We start from the raw sequence: 22,835 nt of genomic DNA on the forward strand, positions 1-22,835 counted from the left end.
GTGGCAGGGTCTATATCAATAAGTTGCAAGGCGCTTGTTTTTCCTGTCAGTTTCAAATCGGAGCAAGAATTCCGACGGGCCGCCCATCCCGCACGGAACGATCGTCATGAGCCGGTGCCGCCCATGACGATCGTTTGGTGATGAGAACGTCTGCGGGATCAGAACTTGCCGCGCAGCGAGACCATGATGTTACGCGGATCACCATAGAAATTGCCGTAACCGGGGTATCCGATGGTGACGTAGTATTTCTTATCGAAGATGTTGTTGAGGTTTGCACTCACCGAGAACTGCTCGTTTACCTCGTATTCCGCGCGCAGCGACCAGACCGCGTAGCCTGGTGTCTTGAACTGGTACTCATAGTACGGACCGTCGTAGAGTCCGGTGGCAGGATTGAGTTCCTGCACCCAGCCCGAGCGGAAATTGCTGCTCTGTGCAGTGACGCCGCCACCGAGGCTCAGGCCCTTGAGCGAACCTTCGCGGAACCTGTAGTCGGTGAACAGCTTGAACAGGTGTTTGGGCGTGATCTCCGCGAAACTTGCATCGCTTTCGCGCCGGTTCTGGTTCTCGTTGTAGGTATAGCCGAGCGAGAGCTGCCAGCCGGGCAGGATCTCGCCGTTGATCTCGGCCTCGAAGCCCTGGCTGCGGAGCGAGCCGTCGCGGACGTAGCAGCAGTTGTCGGTCGAACCGGCCGGAGGATTGCTCGGGTCGACAGCGTAGGCGCCTTTCTTGCGCACGCGATAGACGGCAAGTGAGCCGGTCAGCTTGCCGGCGAAGAGTTCGCCTTTGACGCCGGCTTCGTAATTGGTTCCCGTAACCGGCGCGAGCGGTGTGCCGGGGCGCGGCCCGGACATGTAATTGGCCTGCGACTGGTAGATTTCGGAATAGCTGGCGTAGAGGCTGACCGCTTTCGTGACGTCGAGGACCGTCGCGACGTAGGGCACGAATCTGGTGTCCTGGTCCATCAGCGAGGTCACCGCTCCGGTCGCGAGATTGCGGCCCTGCGTGCGGTCCTTCAGCACCAGGCGGCCGCCGCCGATAAGCGAGAGCGGGGCGACGGGCCGGATGCGCAGCGATCCGTAGATGCCGAGGCGCTTGGTGTCGGTGCGGCCCTGATAGCCCTGACTCCACTCGGGCGGATAGGCGATTTCGGGCGGATATTCGGGATCGAACACGTTGCCCGGCCCGTAATAGGTCCAGAGACTGCGGTTGTCGGTCCGGTTGCGGGTGTAATCGACGCCCAGGACCACGTCATGCTTCTGGCCGAACGCCTCGAAGCTGCCGGTCGTGTTGAAGTCCAGCGTCAGTTCGCGGGCCTTCGAGGCTGCCTGATAGTACCACCAGTCAGTGCCGGAACCGTCCACGGGATCGACCGCGTTTTCCATTTCGGCGGCGTTGGTGCGGTCGTTCGAGCGGGTGTAGTTGGCGTTGAGGCGGACCGTCCAGTTCCGACCGATCGCCTGCTCGATCCGTCCATAGGCGATGTCGATGTCGCGATCGATCGAACTCCACGGCGCCCCTGCATTGGCGCTGCGCGAGAAGCCGATGTCCTCGCCGTTGCGATAGCGCGGAAGGCTGACGTTGAATCCGTCGTGCTTGTCCGTCTGATGGGTGAAGCCGGCCAGAAGCAGGGTGTCGGGGGCGGGATTGTACTCGATCGAGCCGTGCGCCAGCCAGCGGTCGTCGGTCTTGAAGTCCTGGAACGAATTGCCGATGTCATAGACGCCGATGGCGCGGGCGCGCAGATTGCCGTCGCTGGTGAGCGCGCCGGTGATATCCGCATCGACACGCGCGCGGTCCCAGCTTCCGAATGTCATCGCCGCGCGGGCCTGCGGGTTGGCCAGGGCGCGCTTGCGGGTGAAGTTGATGACGCCGCCCGCCTCGCCCGCGCCGAACAGGCCGTCGGCACCGCGGATCAGGGAGATCGAATCGAAGATCGCGGTGTCGAGGTCGCCGGTGGTGGAGGAGGTCTGCGAACTGGCGCCGCCATCAAGACGATAGTTGGTGATGGTCAGGCCGCGCGAGGTATAAGTCGAGGAAAGCCAGGCCCGGTCCACCGTCACGCCGGTCATCTGCTGCATCACGTCCTCGACGCTGAGCAGATTCTGATCCTCGATCCGGGCACTGGTCATCACCGTGACCGACTGGGGGATTTCCCGCAGCGACTGCGCGGCCTTGCCGATGATGACGGCGCGCGGGGCATAGCTGTCGCTGCCTTCCGTCAGAGTCGGATCGTCGTCTGCCCGCTTGCCGGTGACCGTGATGTTGTTCTCGCTCTGCGCCTCGTCCTTGTCGGTGACGGGCTGCTGTGCAAGCGCCAGATGCGGTAATGCGCAGCTTGCCGTGAGAACGGCGGCCACGCGGATGAGGCGTCGGCAGTTCCTGGTCGGCATCGTGTTTTCGTCCCTCATTGTCTTTCCCCGTTCGGCGCCCCTGTTCGAGAATGTCCGCGATCGGCGGGTGCGCATTGCGATTCTTGCGCGGCGCCTAATACAAATGAGATCGCGTCGCAATAGCATTGGAGGGGTGAACGAGAAAAACGGGGGCAGGGTGTCCGCGTCGTTGTCAGACGGGGTTAAGGCGCACCGGTTTCCTACCTCCTATGGATAGGATTGACCCTCTGTTTTTATTCTCTACCTTTTTAGTTGAAAAGACGAGGCTTGCGGAAGCGCGTCTTTTTCGAAGCCGTGGCCAGGCCATGGGCGAACTCTCCAGGTCGAAGGATGTGAAGGTGAAGCACCTGTCCTGTTCCGATGCCCTAATGCCGCAGGCAGGAGTTCCGGCTTTCCCCGGATCGGAGCGGCAGGTCGAATTCGTCGGGCCGCCCGGCGTCGGCAAATCCGCCATCTATCATGCGGTCTATGCGCGGCTGGGGCGGCGGCATGGTTACCGCACGGTGCAGGAAGGCAGGCTGCTCGCCGCCGTCGCCAACCTGGACCGGGTAAGCCCGCTGCAACGGATTCCCTATCGGTCGGCCTTTCGACTGCCCCGGATCGGAAGCGTCTATGCGCGGCGCCTTGCGGTGATGTCGACCGAACACTCGTTTCGACATACGTTGCGCGGCCAGGGCGATTTCCTGGAGTGCTGCATCGAACTGGCCCGAACCGGTTTCGGAGATGCTTTTGCCCGCTTCGCCAGGCTGCCGATCCTGCTGGAACATCTGCGCGACCTCCATCTCTGGAACAGCCTTCCCGGCAGAGTACAGATTCTCCAGCAGGATGCCCTGGTGCAGAAAGGCTGGATCTGCGCACGCCAGTTGCGGGAAGCCTATTTCTCGTCGGTGCCGAAGCCCGGCGCCCTGGTTGTCGTTTCGGCGCGTCCCGAAGTGATCGTGGAGCGCCTTCGCGGCCGGGAGCGGCAGATCAACGCGCACATCGATCTGACGGCGAGCGAACTCCATGCGGCTACAGTGAATGCGGCCGAGGCGTTCCAGCTTGCCACTGATCTGCTGCGTGCGCGGGGCGTACCCGTTCTGGAAGTCGACGGGGAAGCCGATCTGGCCGATGCTGCGGGGCAAGTGGCGGAATTTCTGCAAAACAGGGTTGTTCGGGAGATAAGCTGATGGATTTTCAGGCTTTGAGCACCGCTTATACCGGCGCTGCGGCGAGAGGATATGATGCACGCCGCGCTCCTACCGCGAAATGGCTGGGAGAGGACAGCGCGGTAGGCGAGCTTCTGCGGGTGGTTCCCTCTGGCGGTACCGTGCTGGACATGCCGGTGGGGACCGGGCGCTTTCTCAAGCTCTATCACAAGCGCGGCTTCAAGGTGGTCGGTCGCGACATTTCGGTGGACATGCTGAAGGCCGCGCGGGACAAGCTGGACGAAGTCGATGAGCTGGAAGAACTGCGCGGGAACTGCACGGCGCGTTGGAGCGACTGCTCGCTCGAACTCGGTGACATCAGGAATATCCCGGATGGTGACGATACATATGACTGTGCGCTCAGCAGTCGCTTCCTCAACTGGGTGGATGCGCGCGGGCTGGAGGATGTGCTGCGTGAGTTGCAGCGGGTTTCAAGCCGCTATCTCATCGTGGGAATTCGCCACTGGGTTCCCGTCTCGGACCTGCTGTCAAAGGGACCGAACGGTCCGCGCCGTTTCGCCATGCGCTATCTGCTGGCATTACGGCGATCCTTGAGGCGATTGCTGCGCCACCCCCAGGCGCACGCGCCTCATACGATGCAACACGACAGGGACGTGGTTCTGCGCATTTTTGAGAGGCTTGGGCTTCGGATCGATGTCAGGATTCTCGTCGAGCACGGGCGCGACGGCACCGATTACTACTTCTATCGTCTGATCAAGGACAACTGAGACTTCGGCTGTGCCGCCTTCGCGGCATCTGAAATGGAGCGTCGCGGCGAATCTGTCGGGCGCTCCGCAGCTTTGCCGCTGATCTGGGTATGCGAGATTGCAGTGCAGGCCGTCCTGTATCTTCGCGCGGTTGGTCCAGTGCATTCCGACCCTTCGAGCGCGTTGGGCGGCGGTGCTGCCCCTCTCACTTGCTGTCCGCGAGTGAGATAAATCTGCAACATATATGAAATTTTTCCGTGCTTTCCTCGTTTTCATTTGCCACGAGCGTCCTGCTATGTTGGTTTCGCTCCAACGGCATCATTCGGCGTGAAAAAATTCACGGATTTTGATTCCATGATCCTAGCGATGAGGAGCGCTGGGATTGTAATTAGGCATATTTACCAGAATTTCGGTTTAGTTATTACTTTATCGTAGTGGGACGATTTTTGTTCTGCTGGTATTTTCTTGCGTATTACTGCTTATACAAAAATAAATCGATTCCTGTTCGATATCGACGGTTTCGAAGCGGCAACTGTCGTTCGCATCATGCGAACCGGCATGGCCGTACGGGCGCTTTTACCATGACACCCTGAATCCGCCCGCTCGACGGCGGCATTGCAGCAGGGGGCCTCCACGGAGAGGGTACTGAAGGCCACTTTGAAAAAAGGGCCACAGGATGATCAGATATACGAGTTCTACCGTAGCTTTGACAGTCGCACTCCTTTCATCGACAACAGCATTCGCGGAAAGTGCGGCGGAAGCCGGGGCCGCGCCGGATGCGGCTACGGATGCCGCAATTGCCAGCGATATCGTGGTTCTGGGCACGCGACGAACGGACCGCACCCTTACCAATTCCGCATCTCCGGTAGATGTCATCAGTGCGCAGGAACTGACGGCGCAGCCTGCAGCCAATATGATGGACGCGCTCAAGAACATCGTCCCGTCGTTCTACGTAGGGCAGAATGCGATCTCGGACGCATCGACGTTCGTGCGCTCGCCCTCGCTACGAGGGTTGTCCGGCGACCAGGTCCTGGTGATGCTGAACGGCAAGCGCTACAACCGCTCGGCCCTTGTGCAGGTCTATGGCGGCAGCGACACCGGCCTCGGACGCGGCGCGCAGGGACCTGATATTTCGGCAATTCCCTCGCTGGCGATCAGCAATGTGCAGGTCCTGCGCGAAGGCGCGACCGCGCAATACGGCTCCGATGCGATCGCCGGCGTGCTCAACTACGGGTTGCGTGAGGATCAGGGCATCGAACTGGTCGGGCGAGCCGGACAATATTACGCGGGCGACGGCGAAAGCTATCAGATCGCGGGCAATGCCGGCCTGAAGGGCGATTGGGGCTTCATCAACGTCACCGGCGAATATACCGACGATGGGCAGACCAGCCGGGGCCGCCAGCGTCCCTCGGCGGCGAACTTCGCGAACAAATTCCCCAATCTCGCATCGCAGCTTCCCAATTATCCGGAGCCGGTGCAGATCTGGGGCAGTTCGCCGCAGCACGGCTTCAAGTCGATCGTCAACGCGGCGCTCAACGTCACGTCCGACAGCAAGATCTATGCCTTCGCCAATTTCGCCAGAAGCAAGGGCGATCAGAGCTTCAACTACCGTCCTTCGGTCAGCAGCACTGCCGTCGATTCCAACGGCGTGGTGCGCAATCAGTCTGCGAACGGCGCCTTCAACAACACTTTCTTCCTCACGCCCTGTCCGACCGGCAATCCGACCTGCCCGGCGGGCGGCTTCGTGCGCGACGGCAATACCTTCCGCTTCGCCGAGCTCTATCCCGCCGGGTTCACGCCGCGCTTCGTGGGCAAGACCGAGGAAATCTACGGTGTAGCCGGTTACAAGGGAACGGCGGGCGACTTCACATACGACCTTTCGGGGACCTGGGCGCGCAACAAGCTGTCGCTCTCGATGTATAATTCGGCGAACTTCTCCTACGGGCCGGACACGCAGACGAGCTTCGATTTCGGCGATCTCATCCAGAAGGAACTCAATTTCAACGCCGACTTCACTTATGCGATGGACCTGGGGCTGGCCGCGCCGCTGACCATTTCGGCGGGCGCGGAATATCGCAAGGAAACCTACGAGCAGACCGCCGGTGACGAACAGTCCTACGGCGCCGGTCCATATGCGATCGCCCAGCAACTCTACACCCAGACGGCTCCCGGCGTATATACCTTCTCCGGCACGAGCGCGGCGCAAGGCGTCGGGGCGAGCGGCTATGCAGGCACCAGCCCGGAAACCGCGGGCAAGTTCAGCCAGAAGGCCTATGCCCTCTACCTCGGCCTCGAAACCGACATCACCGAGGCTCTGACCATCGGCGTCGCGGGGCGCTACGAGCATTACAACACGTTCGGCGATGCCTGGGTGGGCAAGGTCAACGCGCTTTACAAGCTGGCCGAGATATTCTCGATCCGCGGCAGCATCGGCACCGGCTTCCACGCGCCCTCGCCGGGGCAGTCGAACGTGTCGATCGTGACGACTTCCTTCAACAACGGCGTCGCCTTCCAGAGCGGTACCTACCCGACCGACAATCCGGTCGCGCAGTATTACGGGGCGACGAACCTCTCGCCCGAAAAATCGACGAATTACGGGCTAGGCTTCATCTTCGAACCGCTGCCTGCAATGACCCTGACGGTGGATGCCTACCAGATCAACTTGCGCGACCGCATCGGCCTGACCCAGCCCTTTGCCGTCACTGCAGCAGACCTTGCCGCGCAGCCCGCGCTGCTGCCGGTGGGCGTCGGCGGTCAGGTGCAGTACTTCACCAACGGCTTCCGCACCCGTACCCGCGGTATCGACGCCGTCGCGACATGGCGCACCACGCTTTCCGATGCGGAACTGAATTTCTCGCTGGCCTACAACTACAACAAGACGAAAGTCACCGGCTACGACACCAAGGTGGTCAGCACCGCACAGCTGATCGACGCGGAGAATCTGGCGCCCAAGCATCGCGCTGTGTTCAATGCCAGCTGGACGCTGGACAACCTCAGTTTCACCGTCCGCGAGAACTACTACAGTTCCTGGACATCTGCGCAGGACTATGGGCAGACCAATGGAATTCCCAACCAGGTGTTCGGCAGCAAGTTCACCACCGATCTTGAGCTGAGCTATACTTTCGCCGATCACTTCACGCTGGCCATCGGCGCGCAGAACTTCACCGACGAGAAGCCCGATCGACTGGCTCCGACATCGACCGTGCCGATCTATCCGCTGACCGGCGGCACGGCGGACGGGCAGGTCTATCCCCGAAACGGCGGTCCCTTCGGCTTCAACGGCGGCTTCTACTACACCCGCCTGCGCATCAAGTACTGAGATATCGGTGTGAACGAGGCTGCTCCTTCCCGGCATCGCCGGGAAGGAGCAGCCTTCCGGTCAGGCGCCGAAGCCGCCGCCGCCCGGCGTTTCGATGACGAACCTGTCGCCCGCGGCCAATTCGGACTGGTCGCGGCCGGACAGCAGGTGGATCCCGCCGTCGGCGCGCTCGACATATTGCCGGCCCGTGCTTCCGTCCTCGCCCCCGGACAGCCCGAAGGGGGCGACGGTCCGGCGCGAACTCACGATCGTTGCGGTCATCGGCTCCAGCGCGGTGATGGCGCGGACCACCCCGTCACCGCCCCTGTTGCGTCCCTTGCCGCCCGAACCCTTGCGGACAGCGAAGCGATCGAGACGGACGGGGTAGCGCATTTCCAGGATTTCCGGATCGGTGATGCGGGTATTGGTCATGTGGGTGTGGACTGCCGAGGCGCCTTCGAAGCCGTCCCCCGCGCCCGCGCCGCCGCAGATGGTTTCATAATACTGATAGCGCTTCGTGCCGAACAGGAAGTTGTTCATCGTGCCCTGGGACGATGCGCCTGCCCCCAGCGCGCCGATCAGGGCGTTGCACACGGCCTGGCTCACCTCGGTATTGCCGGCGACGACCGCAGCGCCCTGCGGCGGAGCGAGGAAGCTGCCTTCCGGAAGCCGGATCGACAGCGGCGCGAGGCAACCTTCGTTGAGCGGCAGGTCCTCTCCGACGAGGCAGCGGAAGACATAGAGCACGGTCGCGCGGGTAACGGCCGGGGGGGCGTTGAAATTGCCGGTGTCGGTCGCGCCGGTGCCCGTGAAATCGATGATGGCGCTGCGGGTCTCGTGATCGATCGCGACCGAGACTTCCAGCGAGGCGCCGTCGTCCATGGCATAATCGAACCGGCCGTCCGACAGCCTGCTGACGACCTGCCGGATGCATTCCTCGCCGTGCGCCATGACGTGGCCCATATAGGCCTGGACCATGTCCCAGCCGCGCGCGGCGACCAGGGCGTTGAGTTCGGCGATCCCGGTCTCGTTCGCCGCGAGCTGGGCCTTGATATCCGCCAGATTGACTTGCGGACTGCGCGCCGGATAGCGCCCGCCAGCAAGCAGTTCGAGGAAAGCTGCTTCCCTGAATGTGCCGCCGTCTACCAGCAGGAAATCGTCGATGACGATCCCTTCCTCTTCAAGGGTGGCGGAGGCCGGGGGCGTCGAACCGGGCGTCATCCCGCCGATGTCGGCATGGTGGCCGCGATTGGCCACGAAGAAGCGAAGCTCGGTGCCTTCCGCGTCGAAGACCGGCGAGACCACGGTCACGTCCGGGAGGTGGGTGCCGCCGTTGAACGGGTTGTTGAGCACGATCGCATCGCCGGGGCGCAAGGCCGCTCCGCGCCCGGCCAGCACGGTGCGGACGCTTTCGCCCATGGCGCCGAGATGGACGGGTACGTGCGGAGCGTTGGCGATGAGATTGCCGCTCGCGTCGAACAGGGCGCAGGAGAAGTCGAGCCGCTCCTTCATGTTGACGCTGCTCGACGTGTTCTGGAGAACGACGCCCATGCGATCGGCGATGCTCATGAACTGCGTGTTGAACAGTTCCAGCTGCACCGGATCGCAGATGGCCGGGTCCTGCGTGGGAAGGGCGGCGGTTGCCGTGTGGGTGAGGCGCAGTTCGCCCATGAGGCCGACCGCAAGGTGCCAGCCGCGATCCACGACGGTGGTGGCGATCGCCTCGCGGATGATCGCCGGGCCGGTGAGAGTGTCGCCGGGGCGCAGCGCTTCGCGGTCGTAGACCGGGGCGGAACAGGCGGCGCCGTCGCTCCACAGGTTCACATGCGTCATCGGCGACGGGGCGCCGGTATCGCGCGGCGGGAAAGTCGGAGCCTCGACCGCGGGGCCGGGGACCACCGCCTCCACAACCACGCTCTCGATCACGATCGGGCGTCCGCTATCGGCGAAACCGTAGCGCGCCTTGTGCGCTTCCTCGAAACGGACGCGCATGGCGACGGCGTCGGCAAGCGGAACGGGCAGGGCCTTGTCCGTGCCCTCGTAGCGCAGATAGGCGGACCTCTGCTGCTCCGCGCCCGCGACGCCGAGTTCGCGCGCGGCGTCATCGCCCAGAACCGCGGCCCGGTCCGTGATTGCGGCGGTGCTTGCCGCGTCGAGCCGTTGCTCGACCGATTGCTGCCGCATCGCCGTCCGGTCGGCCAGCCCCATGCCGTAGGCCGACAGCACGCCGGCAAGGGGGTGGATCATGATCGTGCGCATGCCGAGCGTTTCGGCGACCTTGCAGGCATGTTGCCCGCCCGCGCCGCCGAAACTCTGGAGCGCAAAACCGGAGACATCCTCGCCGCGCTCCAGCGCGACACGCTTGATGGCGGCGGCCATGTGGGCGACGGCGATGGTCAGGAAGCCTTCGGCCACGCTTTCAGGCGTCTGCGCGATTCCGGTCTGCGCCTCGATCCGGGCTGCAAGTTCGGCGAATTTCGTCTCGACGACGGCCCGGTCCAGCGGCAGGTCGCCGTCGGGGCCGAACAGCGCGGGGAACAGGCCGGGCTGGATGCGCCCGAGCAGGACATTGGCGTCGGTGACGGTGAGCGGGCCGCCGCGCCGGTAGCAGGCAGGACCGGGATTGGCCCCGGCGCTTTCCGGGCCGACCCGCAGCCGCGCCCCCTCGTAGCTGAGCACCGAGCCGCCGCCTGCCGCAACGGTGTCGATCGCCATCATCGGCACGCGCATCTCGACCCCGGCGACTTCGGCATCGAACACCCGGTCGAACTGCCCGGCGTAGAGGACGACATCGGTGGAAGTCCCGCCCATGTCGAAGCCGATGATGCGCTCGAAACCGGCCGCCTCGCCGGTCCGTGCGGCGGCCACGACCCCGCCCGCCGGGCCGGAAAGAATGGCATCCTTGCCCTGGAAGTTCCGGGCCTCGGTCAGACCGCCGTTGGACTGCATGAATTCGAGCGGGGTCTCGCCGAGGGCATTCGCGACCTGATCGACGTAATGCCGCAGAACCGGCGAGAGGTAGGCGTCGACCACGGTGGTCCGTCCCCGCGCGACGAGACCGGCAAGCGGGCTGACCTCGTGGCTGGCGGAGACTTGCGTGAAGCCTGCCGCACGGGCGAGCGCCGCGACCCGCCGTTCCACCTCGGGAAATGCCCAGGCATGGGCCAGCGCGATCGCTACGGCCTCGAACCCGTCGCTGCGCCGCGCGGCCAGCATGGCGGCGACGGCGGCTTCGTCGAGTGCGATGACGGCATTGCCCATGACGTCGATGCGCCCGCCGACTTCCTCGACCGCTTCGTAAAGCGGCGAAGGCAGGCGGATGTCGAGCGCGAACAGGTCGGGGCGGGTCTGGTTGCCGATCCGGATCAGGTCGGCAAAGCCCTGGTCGACGAGCAGCAGGGTCCTGGCGCCTTTGCGTTCGAGCAAGGCATTGGTCGCCACCGTGGTGCCCATCTTCACGGAATCGATGAGTCCTTCAGGCAGGGGCTGGTCGTCCGACAGGGCGAGGACGCTGCGGATACCGGCAATGGCTGCATCGGCATAGCGCTCCGGATTCTCGCTCAGCAGTTTCGTGCTGTTCAGGGTTCCGTCGGGAGCGCGCGCCACGATATCCGTGAAGGTGCCGCCGCGATCCACCCAAAACTGCCAGCCGCTCATCTACCGCTCCAAATTATCAATAAATCGTCGACATCATATAGGCATATCGCTATCGATTGATCCAGCAGCTTCGAGCAGGCTGCGCGAAAGATCCGGGGTGGAAAATGGTTGAGCAAAAACGAGCCATCGTTTCGTCGGCGCATCTGGCCGACGGCGCCGTTCCGGCTCTGTCCGAGCTGGAATTCAGCCTGACCCTTGCCGCGACCGCCTATCAGCGCTGGCTGGGGCGATGCGCGCAGGCTGCCGGGATGTCGCTTTCGCCGCTTGAGGTTCTCATTCTTCATTCCGTGCGCCATCGCGACCGGGCCAAGCGCCTTGGCGACATCGCGCTCGTGCTCGATATCGAGGATATCCATCTGGCCACTTATGCCTTGCGCAAGCTGGAGAAGGCGGGGCTGGTCGCCACCCGGCGCGAGGGCAAGGAAAAGCTGATCGAGGTGACGGCTGCCGGGCGCGAATTCTGCGAGACTTATCGCGTCATCCGCGAGCGGGTGCTGTCCACGCCGCTTTCCGCGGACGGGCCGGGCGAACAGGCGCTATCGGAAGCAGCAGACTTGCTCCGGCGGATTTCCGGCCAGTACAACCAGGCGGCCCGCGCCGCCGCTACGCTCTAGGCCGCCATGCTGGTCCTTTGCGGCATCGTCGTCCTGGTCGTCGGCTTCGCGCTTCGGCTCAACCCGATGCTGGTCGTGACGATCGCGGCTTTCGCCAGCGCGCTGGCGGCGGGTTTCAACCCGATCGAGATCATCGAGATGATCGGCAAGTCCTTCGTCGATGCCCGCTTCATGTCGGTGCAGTGGCTTGCCCTGCCGATGATCGGGCTGCTTGAGCGGGCGGGGCTTCGCCAGCAGGCGAAATCGATGATCCAGAAACTCAGAAAGGCGACGGCGGGGCGCGTGCTGCTCGGCTATTTCGCTTTCCGCCAGCTGACGGCGGCACTGGGTCTGATGTCGCTGGGCGGCGCGGCGCAGATGGTGCGTCCGATCGTCGCGCCGATGGTCGAAGGCGCCGCCGAGCGCGATGCGCCGGAAGGACTGGACGAGGACAAGCGGGAACTGCTGCGCGCCCATGCCGCCGCCGCCGACAATATCGGCGCCTTCTTCGGTGAGGACGTATTCATCGCGATCGGCTCGATCCTGCTGATCCGCGCGGTGATGGAGCAGAACGGCATCGTCGTGGCGCCGCTTCATGTTGCCTTGTGGTCGATCCCCACGGCGCTGACCGCCTTCGTCATTCACGGCACCCGGTTGCTCTGGATCGATCGCCGCCTTCGGAGTGCGCGCGCATGATCGGGCTGGACGTTCTCGGCATCGTCGCCGGATTGCTTCCTGCCGGGGTTGCGGTCCATCACCTCGTCACCCGCAAGGACACGGCGCGCTGGCGCAGTGTCGCATTCTGGACGGCGTTTTCGATCACTCTCTCGATCGGGCCATGGCTGCCGGATCTGGTGAACGGATTGCTGGTGCTGGGCATGGTTGGCCTGGCTGCCATGGGCCTGCGCCCGCAGCCGGTGGCGACGAGCGACGAGGCCCACAAGCAGAAAAGTGCGGCGCGTCTGGGTTGGCGCCTGTTGCTGCCGGCGCTCTGCATTCCCGCGATCACGCTGGTGGGTACGCTGGCCACGCCGGACGGCACGATTCTTGGTATGCCGCTGATCGACCCCAAGCAGGTGACACTGGTCTGGCTGGCCGTCTCGACGCTGGTCTCGATCGTTTTCGCCGTTCGCCTGACCCATGCACCGCGTCTTGCCCCGGTCGGTGAGGCACGCCGTCTGTCCGACACGATCGGCTGGGCGATGGCGCTTCCGCAGATGCTGGCCGCGCTCGGCGGCATCTTCGCGCTTGCCGGGGTCGGCAAGGTGGTGGCGAGCGGGATCACGTCGGCGCTGCCGCTCGACGTGCCGGTCATGGCAGTGGCCGCCTATTGCATCGGCATGGCGCTGTTCACGATCATCATGGGCAATGCCTTCGCCGCGTTTCCGATCATGACGGTCGGCATCGGCATTCCTATCCTGATCCACCAGTTCGGCGGCAATCCGCCGACGATCGTCGCGCTCGGCATGCTTTCGGGCTTCTGCGGCACGCTGCTGACGCCGATGGCGGCCAATTTCAACATCGTGCCGGCGGCCTTGCTCGAACTGCGCGACCGGCACGGCGTGATACGCGCCCAGGCGCCGACGGCGCTCATCATCCTCTGTTTCAACATCATCCTCATGGCGTGGTGTGCGTTCCCCTGAAAGGACCTTCGATGGCCACTAACCTGACGCCCGAGCTGGCCGGTGCCTTCGCCCGCATCGCCCTCGGCCACGTGACGCGCGAATATCCGCACAAGGACGATCACGTCATGGACAGCGATGCGGACGCCTATATTCCGCGTCAGGTCCATCCGCTGTTCTACGGCAGTTTCGACTGGCACAGCTGCGTCCACGGCTACTGGCTGCTGGCACGCATTCGGCGGCTCTTCCCCGAAATTCCGGAATGCGAGGCGATCGACGATCTTTTCGCATCGTCGCTGACGACCGAGAATGTCGCTGCGGAGCGCGCCTATCTGACCCGCGGCTGGGCGCGCATGTTCGAGCGGCCTTACGGTTGGTCCTGGCTGCTCATGCTGGCGAGCGAACTTCGCCTGGGCAATAGCGACTATGCGCCTGTCCTTGCGCCGCTGGCGGACGATTTCCGCAACCAGTTCGTCGCCTATCTTCCGGCGCTGACTTATCCCGTGCGTGTCGGCAATCATGCGAACACCGCCTTCGCGCTGATCCTGGCCCGAATCTACGGCGAGGTTCACGAGGATCGGGTGCTGCTGGACCTTCTGGAGCAGCGCGCCATGGCCTGGTACGGCGAAGACCGGGTGCTCCAGACCTGGGAGCCGGGCGGCGAGGACTTCCTGTCTCCGGTCCTGACCGAAGCCTGCGCCATGTCGCAATTGCTGCCGCGTGCCAGGTTCCAGTCGTGGCTGGCCGATTTCCTGAGCGGCCTTGCACGGCGCGAGCCTGCGGAACTTTTTGCACCCGCCCAGATCAGCGATGCCAGCGACGGCCGGATCGCGCACCTCTATGGCCTGAACCTCAGCCGGGCCTGGGCCATGCGCCAGATCGCCGAAAAATACGATTGTGCGGAGACCCGGCGCGTCCTTGTGGAATCGGCGCACGCGCATCTCGATGCCTCGATCGAAGCGGTGTCCGGCGATTACATGGGCGAGCACTGGCTGGCGACTTTCGCGCTGCTGGCCATGACCACCGACAATACGGAGAAGCCGGAAATCGCCTCTGCCTGAACGGGCGGAGGCCTGACACCGTGAAGGGGAGCGCTCTTTGCGGGCTGTCCGGCCTCGGTCAGGCGAAAATCGCCAGGGATGCCCTGACCAGATCGGGGACCGAGCGCAGCGCCATCTTGCGCATCAGGCTGGAGCGGTGAAGCTTTACGGTGATCTCGCTGATCTTCAGTTCCCATGCGATCTGCTTGTTCATCAGCCCGCGCACGACACCTTCCATCACCTGCCGTTCGCGCTGGGTGAGCGTGTCGAAACGCTGGGTGAAGGCACGGCGACGACGGGCGATCGATCGGCGCCGGACATCGATCTCCAGTGCCGCTTCGACCGCTGCGAGCAGGTCGTGTCTGGCAAAGGGGCGGGGCAGGAAGTCCGCGGCGCCCGCCTTGAAGGCGCGGACCGAAAGCCGCACGTCGGCATGGTCGGAGACGAAGATGACGGGAATCGGCTCGCCCCGGTTCCTCAACCGTTCGATCAGGTCCAGGCCTTTTGCGGCAGTCGCTCCCACATCCGCGACGATGCAGCACGGTGCCTCCGGCAGGGGCGCGTCCAGCATGGCTCCGGTCCAGGCGAAAGCCTCGGCGGCATAACCTGCGTTGCAGAGCAGGCCGCGCAATTGCGAACGGGCTTCACCGTCGGCATCGACGATCAGGACTCGGCCCCGCGGTGTGCTTTCGTCGGAGAGATCGTGTAGGGATTGGCGGGTGGGATAGGTCATTCCACTACTCCTGTAACGGCGCCAGAAATGATCCAGAGTGCACACAGGCGGCAATCCCCTCTTTTGAGGGGAATTGCCTAAGTCAGGTGCGCGAGCCTAGAGAGAGGCCATGGAATCCCAGCCTGCCACGCCGCCTGCCCGCATCGCCGTCATCGACGATCACCCCTTGCTGCGCGATGGGATCATCGCGGTTTTCGCGACCCAGCCCGATCTCGAACTGGTTGCCGTGGGTGACGACGGCGAGGCGGCGGTCCGGGTCTATCGCGAGGTTCGGCCGGACGTGATGCTGCTCGATCTCCAGATGCCCAACGTGGACGGGATCGAGGCGATGACGCGCATCCTGAGCGAGTTTCCCGAGGCGCGAATCCTGGTGCTGACGACCTATTCGGGCGATGGGCGCGCGGCCCAGGCGATCAAGGCGGGTGCTTCGGGCTATCTGCTCAAGAACAGCCTGCGCACCGATCTGCTGGATGCGATCCGATCTATCCATCGCGGCGGAACGCACTTCGACACCCAGGTCATGGGCCCGGTGGACCGCGAGGCCAAGCGGCTGACGGCACGGGAGAGCGACGTCCTGGAACTGGCGGCGGCGGGCAATTCGAACAAGCAGATCGCCGTGCGGCTGGCGCTCTCCGAAGAGACGGTCAAGGGCTACATGAAGGCGATCTTCGCGCGCCTGGGCGCCATGGACCGGACGCATGCGGTGGCGATCGCGGTGCGCAACGGGCTGATAGAACTCTGACGCGCTGCGCCGCTTTGCCGGGCGCTTTTCCGGACGTGAACAGGCCCTAGCGATAGGCGATCTTCGCGGGCAGGGTCATGCGGATCGAGGTGCCCTTACCGGCGGCATTGGCGATGGCGAAGGTGCCGCCCAGGCGCTCGATGCGCTCGCGCATTCCGGTCAGGCCGAAGTGTCCCTCGCGTCCGCCTGCCGCATGAACCTCTTCCGGCAAACCGGTCCCGTCGTCGAATACGCGCAGGGAGAGGCGGTCGCGGACGTGGTGGATCTCCACTTTCACCATCTCCGCCCTGGCGTGCTTGACGGCATTGGCCAGCGCCTCGCCCACGGCCAGTTCGATTTCCTCGGCCACCGGCGCGCGGACAAGCTGTTCTGGACCGTCCACGCGGATTTCCCATGCGAGCGCATCGCCCACCACCCGCTGGGCGCAGGCCCGCAGGGTCTCGGCTATGGACTTCGGCTCGGCATCCTCGCGCAGGCCGCGTACCCGCTCGCGTCCGTGGAGGAGAACGTCGTCGGCGCGTTCCAGCGCTTCCTCGATGGCGGTATGAGCGGGGGTGCCAGGCGTCGTCAGGTGGAGCACCGTCTGGAAGCGCAGCATCAGGCCCTGGAAGCCTTGCAGCAGGGTGTCGTGAAGGTCCTGGGCGATGCGTTCGCGTTCGGAGGCGCGCTCCTCGATGCGGTCGCGCAGGGACTGCATGGCCAGGCGGATGCGCCAGCGGAACAGCGCATAGATGCCCAGTGCCGTCCCGACCAGAACGGCCAGGCGAAACCACACGGTCTGCCAGAAGTGGGGGGCGATGACGAAAGCGATCTCGGCATCCCGCTTCGACCATGGCCCGTCGGCAGTCGCGGCGGTAACATGGAAGCGGTAGGTTCCGGGGCCGAGACCCGCATAATCGACGCGGCGGCGGCTTTCGGCATCGACCCAGCCCTCGTCGACGCCGTCCAGCCTGTAGCGATAGCGGTTGCCTTCCGCATCGGCGAGGCTGAGGCCGACGTAAGAGAGGCTGACCCGCGTGGTTCCGGCGGGCAGGCGGGCGCCGGTCAGCGGATAGGGTCGTCCGTCCACGTCCAGTCCGGAGACGCGAACCGGCATGTCCGGCTGCTGCGCGGCAATGCGGACGGGATCGACCTGCACCACGCCGGTGCCGGTCACGAACCACAGGCGTCCCTGGGCATCGACGGCGGCGTCGTTGGCGGAATAGGGCTCGGTTCGCGCCCGGATGACGCCGTTCTGGCCATAGCGGGCGCGGGGGATCGCGATGCCGGGGTGTGCGAAGGCGGCGTCGAGATCGCTCGCGGCGATGCGGGTGATTCCGCCGGCCGAGATCAGCCAGTAATGCCCGGAAACTCGCACGATGCCCATCACCCCTGCCAGCCAGGGGTAGATCCGAGCGCTTAGCTGCTGGACGTGGCGGCCGTCGTAGCGGGCCAGGCCGGCCTCACCGCCGATCCAGGTCTGGCCGTCCATCTGCTTGAGCATGCGCACGAAGCCGACGCCATTCTTGCTGCCTGCGCCTTCGTCTCCCGGCCAGAGCGGGGTCGTCTTGCCGTTGTGGACGCGGGCAAGGAGGCGCAGCGGCTGGTTGACGATGAAAGTGTTCGGCCCGGTGGCGACGAATGTGGTGGCGGGCGGCAGGCTCTCGTCCTTGACCCAGCGCGTGCCGTCCAGGCGGAACATGCCGGAGGCGGAAACCGATTCCCACAAATGCCCTTGCGGATCGGAGGCACAGGCCTGGCCGAACTGACGCTCCCGTTCGAGCGGGCCGATGATCCGGGTGACGGTGGACCCGCGCACGAGATATTCGTTCCGGTAGGTGAGGACGTAGGCGCCGACGCCCGCGACCGAGCAGACTTCCGATAGAAGGCCGGAGCGCAGGATGAGCTTCGCCTTGCCGTCGACGATCCGGTACAGTCCCTCGTCGCCGCCAATGTAGAGCGAGCCGTCCGGCCCGGTCGCGATGCCGGTGCGCACGCCCTTGATCGCGGTGTAGCGCACCACCGGCGTTCGCACGAAGCGATGCAGGCCGTCCGGCGCGCCGCCCCAGATGGTGCCCTCGGCATCGCGCAGGAGGGTGGAGACCTGGACGGGATACGTTTCCGCCCGGCTCATCGATGGCATGCTGCCCGGCACAGTCGCCAATCCGGAGGCATTGCCCGCAATCCACAGCAGGTTGTCGTCATCGAACAGCAGGTTGCGGATGCCGTCGCCGCCGCCCAGCGGCTCGCCGAAGGCCACGCCGGTCGGCTCGAACCCGCGCGGGCCGAGGCGCTGGAGGCCGTCGCTGGAAAAGAACCACATGGTTCCGGCCCGGTCCTCGCGGAAGGCGGAGCCGAGGTTCATCAGTCCCGGCACGACCTCGAAAGTGCGGCTGCCGGGGCGCAGGCGCCGCAGTTCCGGATTGGAGGCGATCCACAAGGTCCCGTTGCTCTGGCGGAACAGGCGAACCAGCGGGCCGTCCACATCGATGATATCCCAGCGCCCGTTCACCAGATGGCGCATCTGCGAGCCGAAGCCGCTCCAGGCGGCTACCCAGATGCTGCCGTCCGGCGCGGCGGCAATGTCCGTCACACGCCCGCGCGGCTTTTCCGGGTTAGCGCCGCGCAGTTTGCCGTCCTTGAGGTGGGCGATGCCACCGAAGGCATAGCCGACCCAGAGGCTGCCGTCGGGTGCTGCGGCCAGCGCCGTGATCTGGCGGGCGCGGAAATTGTCGAAGTCTTCGGGATCGATGCGTTTGAAGTTCAGTCCATCGAAACGGTAGAGGCCGTCGCCGGAACCCAACCACAGGAAACCGTCGCGGGTGCGGGCGATGGCGCGGATGTCGGGTGGGGCGCCGTCCGCCAGCGACCAGTGGCGGCTGGCATAGCCGGGAATTTCCGTTGCCGGAGAGGCTTGGGCGCCCGGTATCGCGACCATCGCTGCGAGAAAGGCGGCGAGAGGCATTTTCCCGAGAGAAGAAAGGCCAGGAAGATCGGGACGGAGGCCTCGGTTCGAACGCATCGTGGGCGCATTGCATGGCAATGCACCCACGACAAGCAAACGTTTGTATGGGGTCGCTCAAGCGCGATGAGGCATGGCGGCTTGAGGATCGCGTGCGAAGAGGAGGGTTGCGATGAGGACGATGGCGCCGGCGAGGATGAGGGGGATGGCGAGGCCGACGTGGAGGAGGAGGAGAGCGCCGATGGCGGCGCCGAGGAAGATCGAGAGGACGGCGGCGAAGCGGCGCAGGAGGTTGGGGGACTTTCCGGCAGTCCGGTCGGCGGCGATGCCGGTGATGGTGAGGGTGAGCACGGTGGTGGTCAGGTCGGGGACCTTGAGCGCGCGGACGGTGGCGTTACGCAGGCCCATGGCGAAGCCGGTCAGCACGATCACCGAGAGCACGGCGATCTCGGGGGCCTGGGCGGCGATGTCGATCTTCGTGGAGATGGCCGCGGCGATCCACAGCAGGGCGGTCTCGGCGACAGCGGCCCAGAGCAGCCAGCGGCGCAGCGGCAGGTCGACATGGGCGCGGGCGAGGCGGCCTGCGCCCCAGGCACCGACCATGAAGGCCAGCAGCGCCATGACCGCCGGGATCACCTTGAAGCCTGGCGCTCCCGCCGTAGCGAAGCCGAGGAACACGACATTGCCGGTCATGTTGGCGGTGAAGACCTTGCCGAGGCCGAGGACCGAGGCAGCATCGACGAGGCCGGTCGTGGCGGAAAGCAGCAGCAGCAGGCGCGGCAGGGTGGACTTGAGCGGGGTGGCAGGGCCGTTGGCGGGCGTAGGGGCGGGCGTGGCGGTCATGTCGATCTCCGGGGGATAGGGGGAATGCCGGTGGGCTTGGTCCTGTTTTAGGAGGCGGCTGCTTTCTCAGGTATCCGAATAAGATCGTTCGGTTTGTTCGATATATTGGAAACGTGGTTCAGAACCGGAAATTGCTTTCGAGGCCGAGCATGCGGATGGTCTTTGCGGAACCCGTCTGCTTGATGAAGGCCCCCGGCGCGAAGGCGGAGAGCGAGGCGGACAGTTCCAGCTCGGGCGTCGCCTGCCAGGCGAGGGTGGCTTCCACTTCCTTGCCGACGAATTTCGCGCGGCTGTCTCCGACATCGCGGATCAGATTGCCGGGAATGTCGTAGATCCCATCCTCGCGGGAATAGCGCCAGTAGGCCATGGCGGCGAAACTGGCCGAGATATCCGGCGCAAGCTGCATGCCGAGCGAGGAATAGGCGTTGACGATGTTGTAGGGGCCGACCGGCGAGAGTTCGCCGAAGTACTTGCCCTTGGGGAACATCGCATTGAAGGTGCCGAGGCGGTTGTCGGACCTGTCCTTGTCGCCGCTCACCACATTGACGCGCACGGTAAGATCGGGCGCCAGCGGGGCGTCCGGGAAGGCGTGGCCGAGTTCGGTGCCCAAGGTCCAGGCCGAGATCGGGCCATTTGCGAAGCGGCCGAACTGGTAGACGCCCTCGACGTTCCAGTGCCAGTCATCCTGCGTGCCGTGCCAGCGCGCGCCGAGGCTGTGGCGGGTCTCGGTGCCGGTGCGGGTGCCCCAGTGGGCGGCATCGTTGCGGTAACCGAGGTAGTAGAGGTCGAGGTCGGGCAGCGCGGCATAGGCGCCCCACAGCGACTTGTCGGGCGAGGTGCGGTCGTTGAAGTCACCCTTGCGCGCCTGCACCGGCCTTACCGCCAGCAGGCTGACACTGGCCGCGCCCAGCTTTACGTTCGCGCGCACCCCATCGAAGGCGAGCGGCACGTTGGGGCCGTAGCGGGTGCCGATCAGCCGCTCGGTGCCGAGCGAGAGCATCTGCCGCCCGCCGCGCAGGGTGACCGGGCCGAGGTCGGCCTCGACGAAGCCTTGCAGCAGGTCGAGGCCGGTGCCGTCTATCGGGCCGGGCGACGGCGCGACGCTGGCCGAAGTCGAGGCGATCGGCTGCACGAAGGCGCGCACTTTGCCGACATGCAGGTCCGCATAAGGCAGGGCGCGCAGCCAGACGTAGCTGTCGTTCGGCGCCTCGGCGCCGCCCCAGAGGTTGTTCTCCAGGTTTTCGCTGCGCACACGCAGTTCGATGCCGGTGGAGAGCCAGACATCATCGCTGATCGGGATGTACTTGAACTGCCCGGTCCAGTGGTGCGCGCGCTTCTCGGCGTCGGCGAGGTCCGACCAGTCCTCGTCGTAGCGGGTGATCGAAAGGGTGGGCGCCTGCCAGGCTTCGGTGGGTTCGGCCTGTGCCGGAGTGGGCAGGAAGGCCGACGCCAACAGTACTGCTGCTGACAATGCAGTTTTTGCGCCTCTCCCGTCATCCCCGCGAAGGCGGGGATCCCGCTTTTCTTGCGCCATACGCGAGGTCGGAAAAAGGCAGCGGGGCCCCCGCCTGCCCTCTGGGCAGTTCATCCTGAGCGGCCGGCCTGCCGGCCAGCCGAAGGGCGGGGGCGACGGGATGTTTGGGGAGGGCAAAGCCCATGCTTCAGACACGGCGCTCAGCCTTGAAGGCGAGGATGGCCGCGAGAATGAAGCCGCCGACGAGGCCCATGTGCTCGAAGAAGGCATTGGTGGCGGCGAAGCGCTCGGGGCCGGCGGGCATGGCCCAGAAGGCATTGGCGACCATCGCGGCGAAGAAGGTGAACACGCCGAGCATGCCCGCGCCCAGCCAGACCAAACGGCCCGTCAGGATCAGCAGCGGGCCGATCAGCTCCACCGCGATGGTGAGCGCGGCCCAGAGCGCGGGCGGGGTCAGGCCGAAGTGGACCTGTTCCGCCACCGCGCCCTGCCAGTCGGTAAGCTTGGTAAGCCCGCCGACGAGGTAGGCGCCCACCAGCAGCAGGCGGGCGAGGAACCCCGTCGGTGCGAAGTCCAGCACCGATGCGACGAATTTGGGCGTACCGGTGCCGGACATGGCTCAGTTAACCCCGTTCGCGTTGACTTCGCCGGAGTGGATCTCGGCGATGTAGCCGCCGGGGAAGCGGACGATGGCAGCCTGGCGCTTGCCCGTCGTGTAAGGCGCGACCAGCGTTTCCACGCCTGCCGCAGAAGCCTTGGCGAGCGTCGCGGCAAGGTCGCTGACCGCATAGCCGGTCATGTCGCGGCCATAGGGCCAGGGCAGCTGGCCGTCCGAGACATAGACCACCATCTTGCCGTAGCCGCTGGTGAGCGCGACGCGGCGGATGGTCTTGCCGGGCTCGCCGATCTCGGCGCCACTCGCTGCCTTGTCGTCGGCGGTGATCCTGGCGTGGGCGAAGCCGGTCCAGCCCTTGATGAAGGTATCGGCGGCATCGGCGGTCAGGTAGACGCGGTTCTCGGGCACGGTTTCAAGCGCGGTGTAGCTGGGCTTGGCGGTGTGCCAATAGAGCTGCATGTTCACGCCGCCCGGCCACTGGATCACCGAATCCCGGCCGATCGGATCGGGGAAGGTCTCCAGACGGCGCACCGCGCCATGGTCCCGGGCCGACTTCACGGCGGCGTCGAGGTCGGTGACCAGATAGCCGGTGCGCTCATCGCCGAAGGGGACCGGGATCGGTGTCTTGAAGCCGAAGACCGAGACGGTGCCCGCAGGGGTCAGCACGAGCTGCGACTTGGTGAGGCTCTTGGTCGGCGTCACCTGGAACTCGCCCTGCTTGCTGGTGGTGCCGCCGAAAGTGGCGACGAAGCTGGCAACGAAGGTGTCGAACTGATCCTGCGGCACGTAGACGTGGGTGGTGTCGTACTGGGCGCCGACCGAATAGTCGGCGGAGGCTGCGGCAGGCTTGGCGATGGCGGCGGGAACGGCGATCGGGCTGGCGGCGATCACGGCGGTAGCGAAGAGGAAGGCAAAGCGCTTCATCGAAAGTCTCCTGGGGGGCATTGCTCGGGGGGCGAGTTTCATCGTCGTCTCGGATGTGCCCACATCCG

Annotated in this window: 16 protein-coding genes; 8 read left to right on the top strand and 8 right to left on the bottom strand. The window is 65.1% G+C overall.

Translation table 11 applies throughout. From position 1 onward, the window contains the following. Positions 1-158: 158 nt before the first annotated feature. The gene (locus ACZ1II_RS02580; RefSeq protein WP_465144240.1) at positions 159-2,408 is read right to left on the bottom strand and encodes a TonB-dependent siderophore receptor; all 2,250 of its coding nucleotides are present in this window, start codon (positions 2,406-2,408) and stop codon (positions 159-161) included. Positions 2,409-2,695: 287 nt separating this feature from the next. Here ACZ1II_RS02580 and ACZ1II_RS02585 point away from each other — a divergent pair, with 287 nt between their 5' ends. From ACZ1II_RS02585 to ACZ1II_RS02595, 3 genes are all read left to right on the top strand, one after another. Beyond that, positions 2,696-3,559, top strand: coding sequence for a hypothetical protein (locus tag ACZ1II_RS02585; RefSeq protein ID WP_465144241.1), 864 nt, complete (start codon positions 2,696-2,698; stop codon positions 3,557-3,559). Continuing rightward, positions 3,559-4,305: a class I SAM-dependent methyltransferase gene (locus tag ACZ1II_RS02590; protein WP_465144242.1), complete on the top strand. Its 747-nt coding sequence runs from the start codon at positions 3,559-3,561 to the stop codon at positions 4,303-4,305. The genes ACZ1II_RS02585 and ACZ1II_RS02590 overlap by 1 nt, the downstream gene beginning before the upstream one ends. A gap of 655 nt (positions 4,306-4,960) precedes the next feature. After that, positions 4,961-7,603 (top strand): TonB-dependent receptor plug domain-containing protein, encoded by a 2,643-nt coding sequence (locus tag ACZ1II_RS02595; protein WP_465144243.1) that lies wholly within the window; start codon positions 4,961-4,963, stop codon positions 7,601-7,603. A gap of 60 nt (positions 7,604-7,663) precedes the next feature. Here the strand turns inward: ACZ1II_RS02595 and ACZ1II_RS02600 are convergent, their stop codons facing one another. Beyond that, positions 7,664-11,239: a hydantoinase B/oxoprolinase family protein gene (locus ACZ1II_RS02600; protein ID WP_465144244.1), complete on the bottom strand. Its 3,576-nt coding sequence runs from the start codon at positions 11,237-11,239 to the stop codon at positions 7,664-7,666. 104 nt (positions 11,240-11,343) lie between these two features. Between ACZ1II_RS02600 and ACZ1II_RS02605 the strand changes: the two genes are divergently transcribed. Genes ACZ1II_RS02605 through ACZ1II_RS02620 form a run of 4 tightly spaced genes read left to right on the top strand, consistent with a single transcriptional unit; the run spans position 11,344 to position 14,515 of the window. Further along, positions 11,344-11,853, top strand: coding sequence for a winged helix DNA-binding protein (locus tag ACZ1II_RS02605; protein WP_465144245.1), 510 nt, complete (start codon positions 11,344-11,346; stop codon positions 11,851-11,853). 6 nt (positions 11,854-11,859) lie between these two features. Continuing rightward, on the top strand, positions 11,860-12,528 hold the full coding sequence (locus ACZ1II_RS02610; protein ID WP_465144246.1) for a DUF969 domain-containing protein: 669 nt from the start codon (positions 11,860-11,862) through the stop codon (positions 12,526-12,528). Next, positions 12,525-13,475, top strand: a complete 951-nt coding sequence (locus ACZ1II_RS02615) for a DUF979 domain-containing protein (protein WP_465144247.1) — start codon at positions 12,525-12,527, stop codon at positions 13,473-13,475. Before ACZ1II_RS02610 ends, ACZ1II_RS02615 begins: the two co-directional genes overlap by 4 nt. An 11-nt stretch (positions 13,476-13,486) precedes the next feature. Then, positions 13,487-14,515 carry a DUF2891 domain-containing protein gene (locus ACZ1II_RS02620; protein ID WP_465144248.1) on the top strand — a complete coding sequence of 343 codons (1,029 nt, stop codon included), beginning with the start codon at positions 13,487-13,489 and terminating at the stop codon, positions 14,513-14,515. A 58-nt stretch (positions 14,516-14,573) separates the two neighbouring features. On the opposite strand, the gene ACZ1II_RS02625 is transcribed toward ACZ1II_RS02620, so the two are convergent. After that, positions 14,574-15,227 (bottom strand): response regulator transcription factor, encoded by a 654-nt coding sequence (locus tag ACZ1II_RS02625; protein WP_465144249.1) that lies wholly within the window; start codon positions 15,225-15,227, stop codon positions 14,574-14,576. A 109-nt stretch (positions 15,228-15,336) separates the two neighbouring features. On the opposite strand from ACZ1II_RS02625, the gene ACZ1II_RS02630 reads away from it, so the two are divergent. After that, complete coding sequence (locus ACZ1II_RS02630; protein WP_465144250.1) at positions 15,337-15,969, top strand: response regulator transcription factor; 633 nt, start codon at positions 15,337-15,339, stop codon at positions 15,967-15,969. 46 nt (positions 15,970-16,015) lie between these two features. Here ACZ1II_RS02630 and ACZ1II_RS02635 read toward each other — a convergent pair whose 3' ends face one another. From ACZ1II_RS02635 to ACZ1II_RS02655, 5 genes are all read right to left on the bottom strand, one after another. After that, entirely contained in the window at positions 16,016-18,913 is a 2,898-nt protein-coding gene (locus ACZ1II_RS02635) for a sensor histidine kinase (RefSeq protein ID WP_465144251.1), read from the bottom strand. Positions 18,914-19,027: 114 nt separating this feature from the next. Then, on the bottom strand, positions 19,028-19,753 hold the full coding sequence (locus tag ACZ1II_RS02640; RefSeq protein ID WP_465144252.1) for a YoaK family protein: 726 nt from the start codon (positions 19,751-19,753) through the stop codon (positions 19,028-19,030). A gap of 118 nt (positions 19,754-19,871) precedes the next feature. Beyond that, positions 19,872-21,206 (bottom strand): alginate export family protein, encoded by a 1,335-nt coding sequence (locus ACZ1II_RS02645; protein WP_465144253.1) that lies wholly within the window; start codon positions 21,204-21,206, stop codon positions 19,872-19,874. A 208-nt stretch (positions 21,207-21,414) separates the two neighbouring features. Next, complete coding sequence (locus ACZ1II_RS02650; RefSeq protein WP_465144254.1) at positions 21,415-21,843, bottom strand: DoxX family protein; 429 nt, start codon at positions 21,841-21,843, stop codon at positions 21,415-21,417. Positions 21,844-21,846: 3 nt separating this feature from the next. Continuing rightward, a complete protein-coding gene (locus ACZ1II_RS02655; RefSeq protein ID WP_465144255.1) occupies positions 21,847-22,767 on the bottom strand; it encodes a glyoxalase in 921 nt (306 codons plus the stop codon). Positions 22,768-22,835: the final 68 nt, after the last annotated feature.

The organism is Novosphingobium sp. BL-S-20, from assembly GCF_055521635.1.

Excerpts from the sequence above, each read along its gene's own strand:
- ACZ1II_RS02580 (WP_465144240.1), bottom strand. The coding sequence starts at position 2,408 with ATGAGGGACGAAAACACGATGCCGACCAGGAACTGCCGACGCCTCATC.
- ACZ1II_RS02585 (WP_465144241.1), top strand. The coding sequence starts at position 2,696 with ATGGGCGAACTCTCCAGGTCGAAGGATGTGAAGGTGAAGCACCTGTCC.
- ACZ1II_RS02590 (WP_465144242.1), top strand. The coding sequence starts at position 3,559 with ATGGATTTTCAGGCTTTGAGCACCGCTTATACCGGCGCTGCGGCGAGA.
- ACZ1II_RS02595 (WP_465144243.1), top strand. The coding sequence starts at position 4,961 with ATGATCAGATATACGAGTTCTACCGTAGCTTTGACAGTCGCACTCCTT.
- ACZ1II_RS02600 (WP_465144244.1), bottom strand. The coding sequence starts at position 11,239 with ATGAGCGGCTGGCAGTTTTGGGTGGATCGCGGCGGCACCTTCACGGAT.
- ACZ1II_RS02605 (WP_465144245.1), top strand. The coding sequence starts at position 11,344 with ATGGTTGAGCAAAAACGAGCCATCGTTTCGTCGGCGCATCTGGCCGAC.
- ACZ1II_RS02610 (WP_465144246.1), top strand. The coding sequence starts at position 11,860 with ATGCTGGTCCTTTGCGGCATCGTCGTCCTGGTCGTCGGCTTCGCGCTT.
- ACZ1II_RS02615 (WP_465144247.1), top strand. The coding sequence starts at position 12,525 with ATGATCGGGCTGGACGTTCTCGGCATCGTCGCCGGATTGCTTCCTGCC.
- ACZ1II_RS02620 (WP_465144248.1), top strand. The coding sequence starts at position 13,487 with ATGGCCACTAACCTGACGCCCGAGCTGGCCGGTGCCTTCGCCCGCATC.
- ACZ1II_RS02625 (WP_465144249.1), bottom strand. The coding sequence starts at position 15,227 with ATGACCTATCCCACCCGCCAATCCCTACACGATCTCTCCGACGAAAGC.
- ACZ1II_RS02630 (WP_465144250.1), top strand. The coding sequence starts at position 15,337 with ATGGAATCCCAGCCTGCCACGCCGCCTGCCCGCATCGCCGTCATCGAC.
- ACZ1II_RS02635 (WP_465144251.1), bottom strand. The coding sequence starts at position 18,913 with ATGCCTCTCGCCGCCTTTCTCGCAGCGATGGTCGCGATACCGGGCGCC.
- ACZ1II_RS02640 (WP_465144252.1), bottom strand. The coding sequence starts at position 19,753 with ATGACCGCCACGCCCGCCCCTACGCCCGCCAACGGCCCTGCCACCCCG.
- ACZ1II_RS02650 (WP_465144254.1), bottom strand. The coding sequence starts at position 21,843 with ATGTCCGGCACCGGTACGCCCAAATTCGTCGCATCGGTGCTGGACTTC.
- ACZ1II_RS02655 (WP_465144255.1), bottom strand. The coding sequence starts at position 22,767 with ATGAAGCGCTTTGCCTTCCTCTTCGCTACCGCCGTGATCGCCGCCAGC.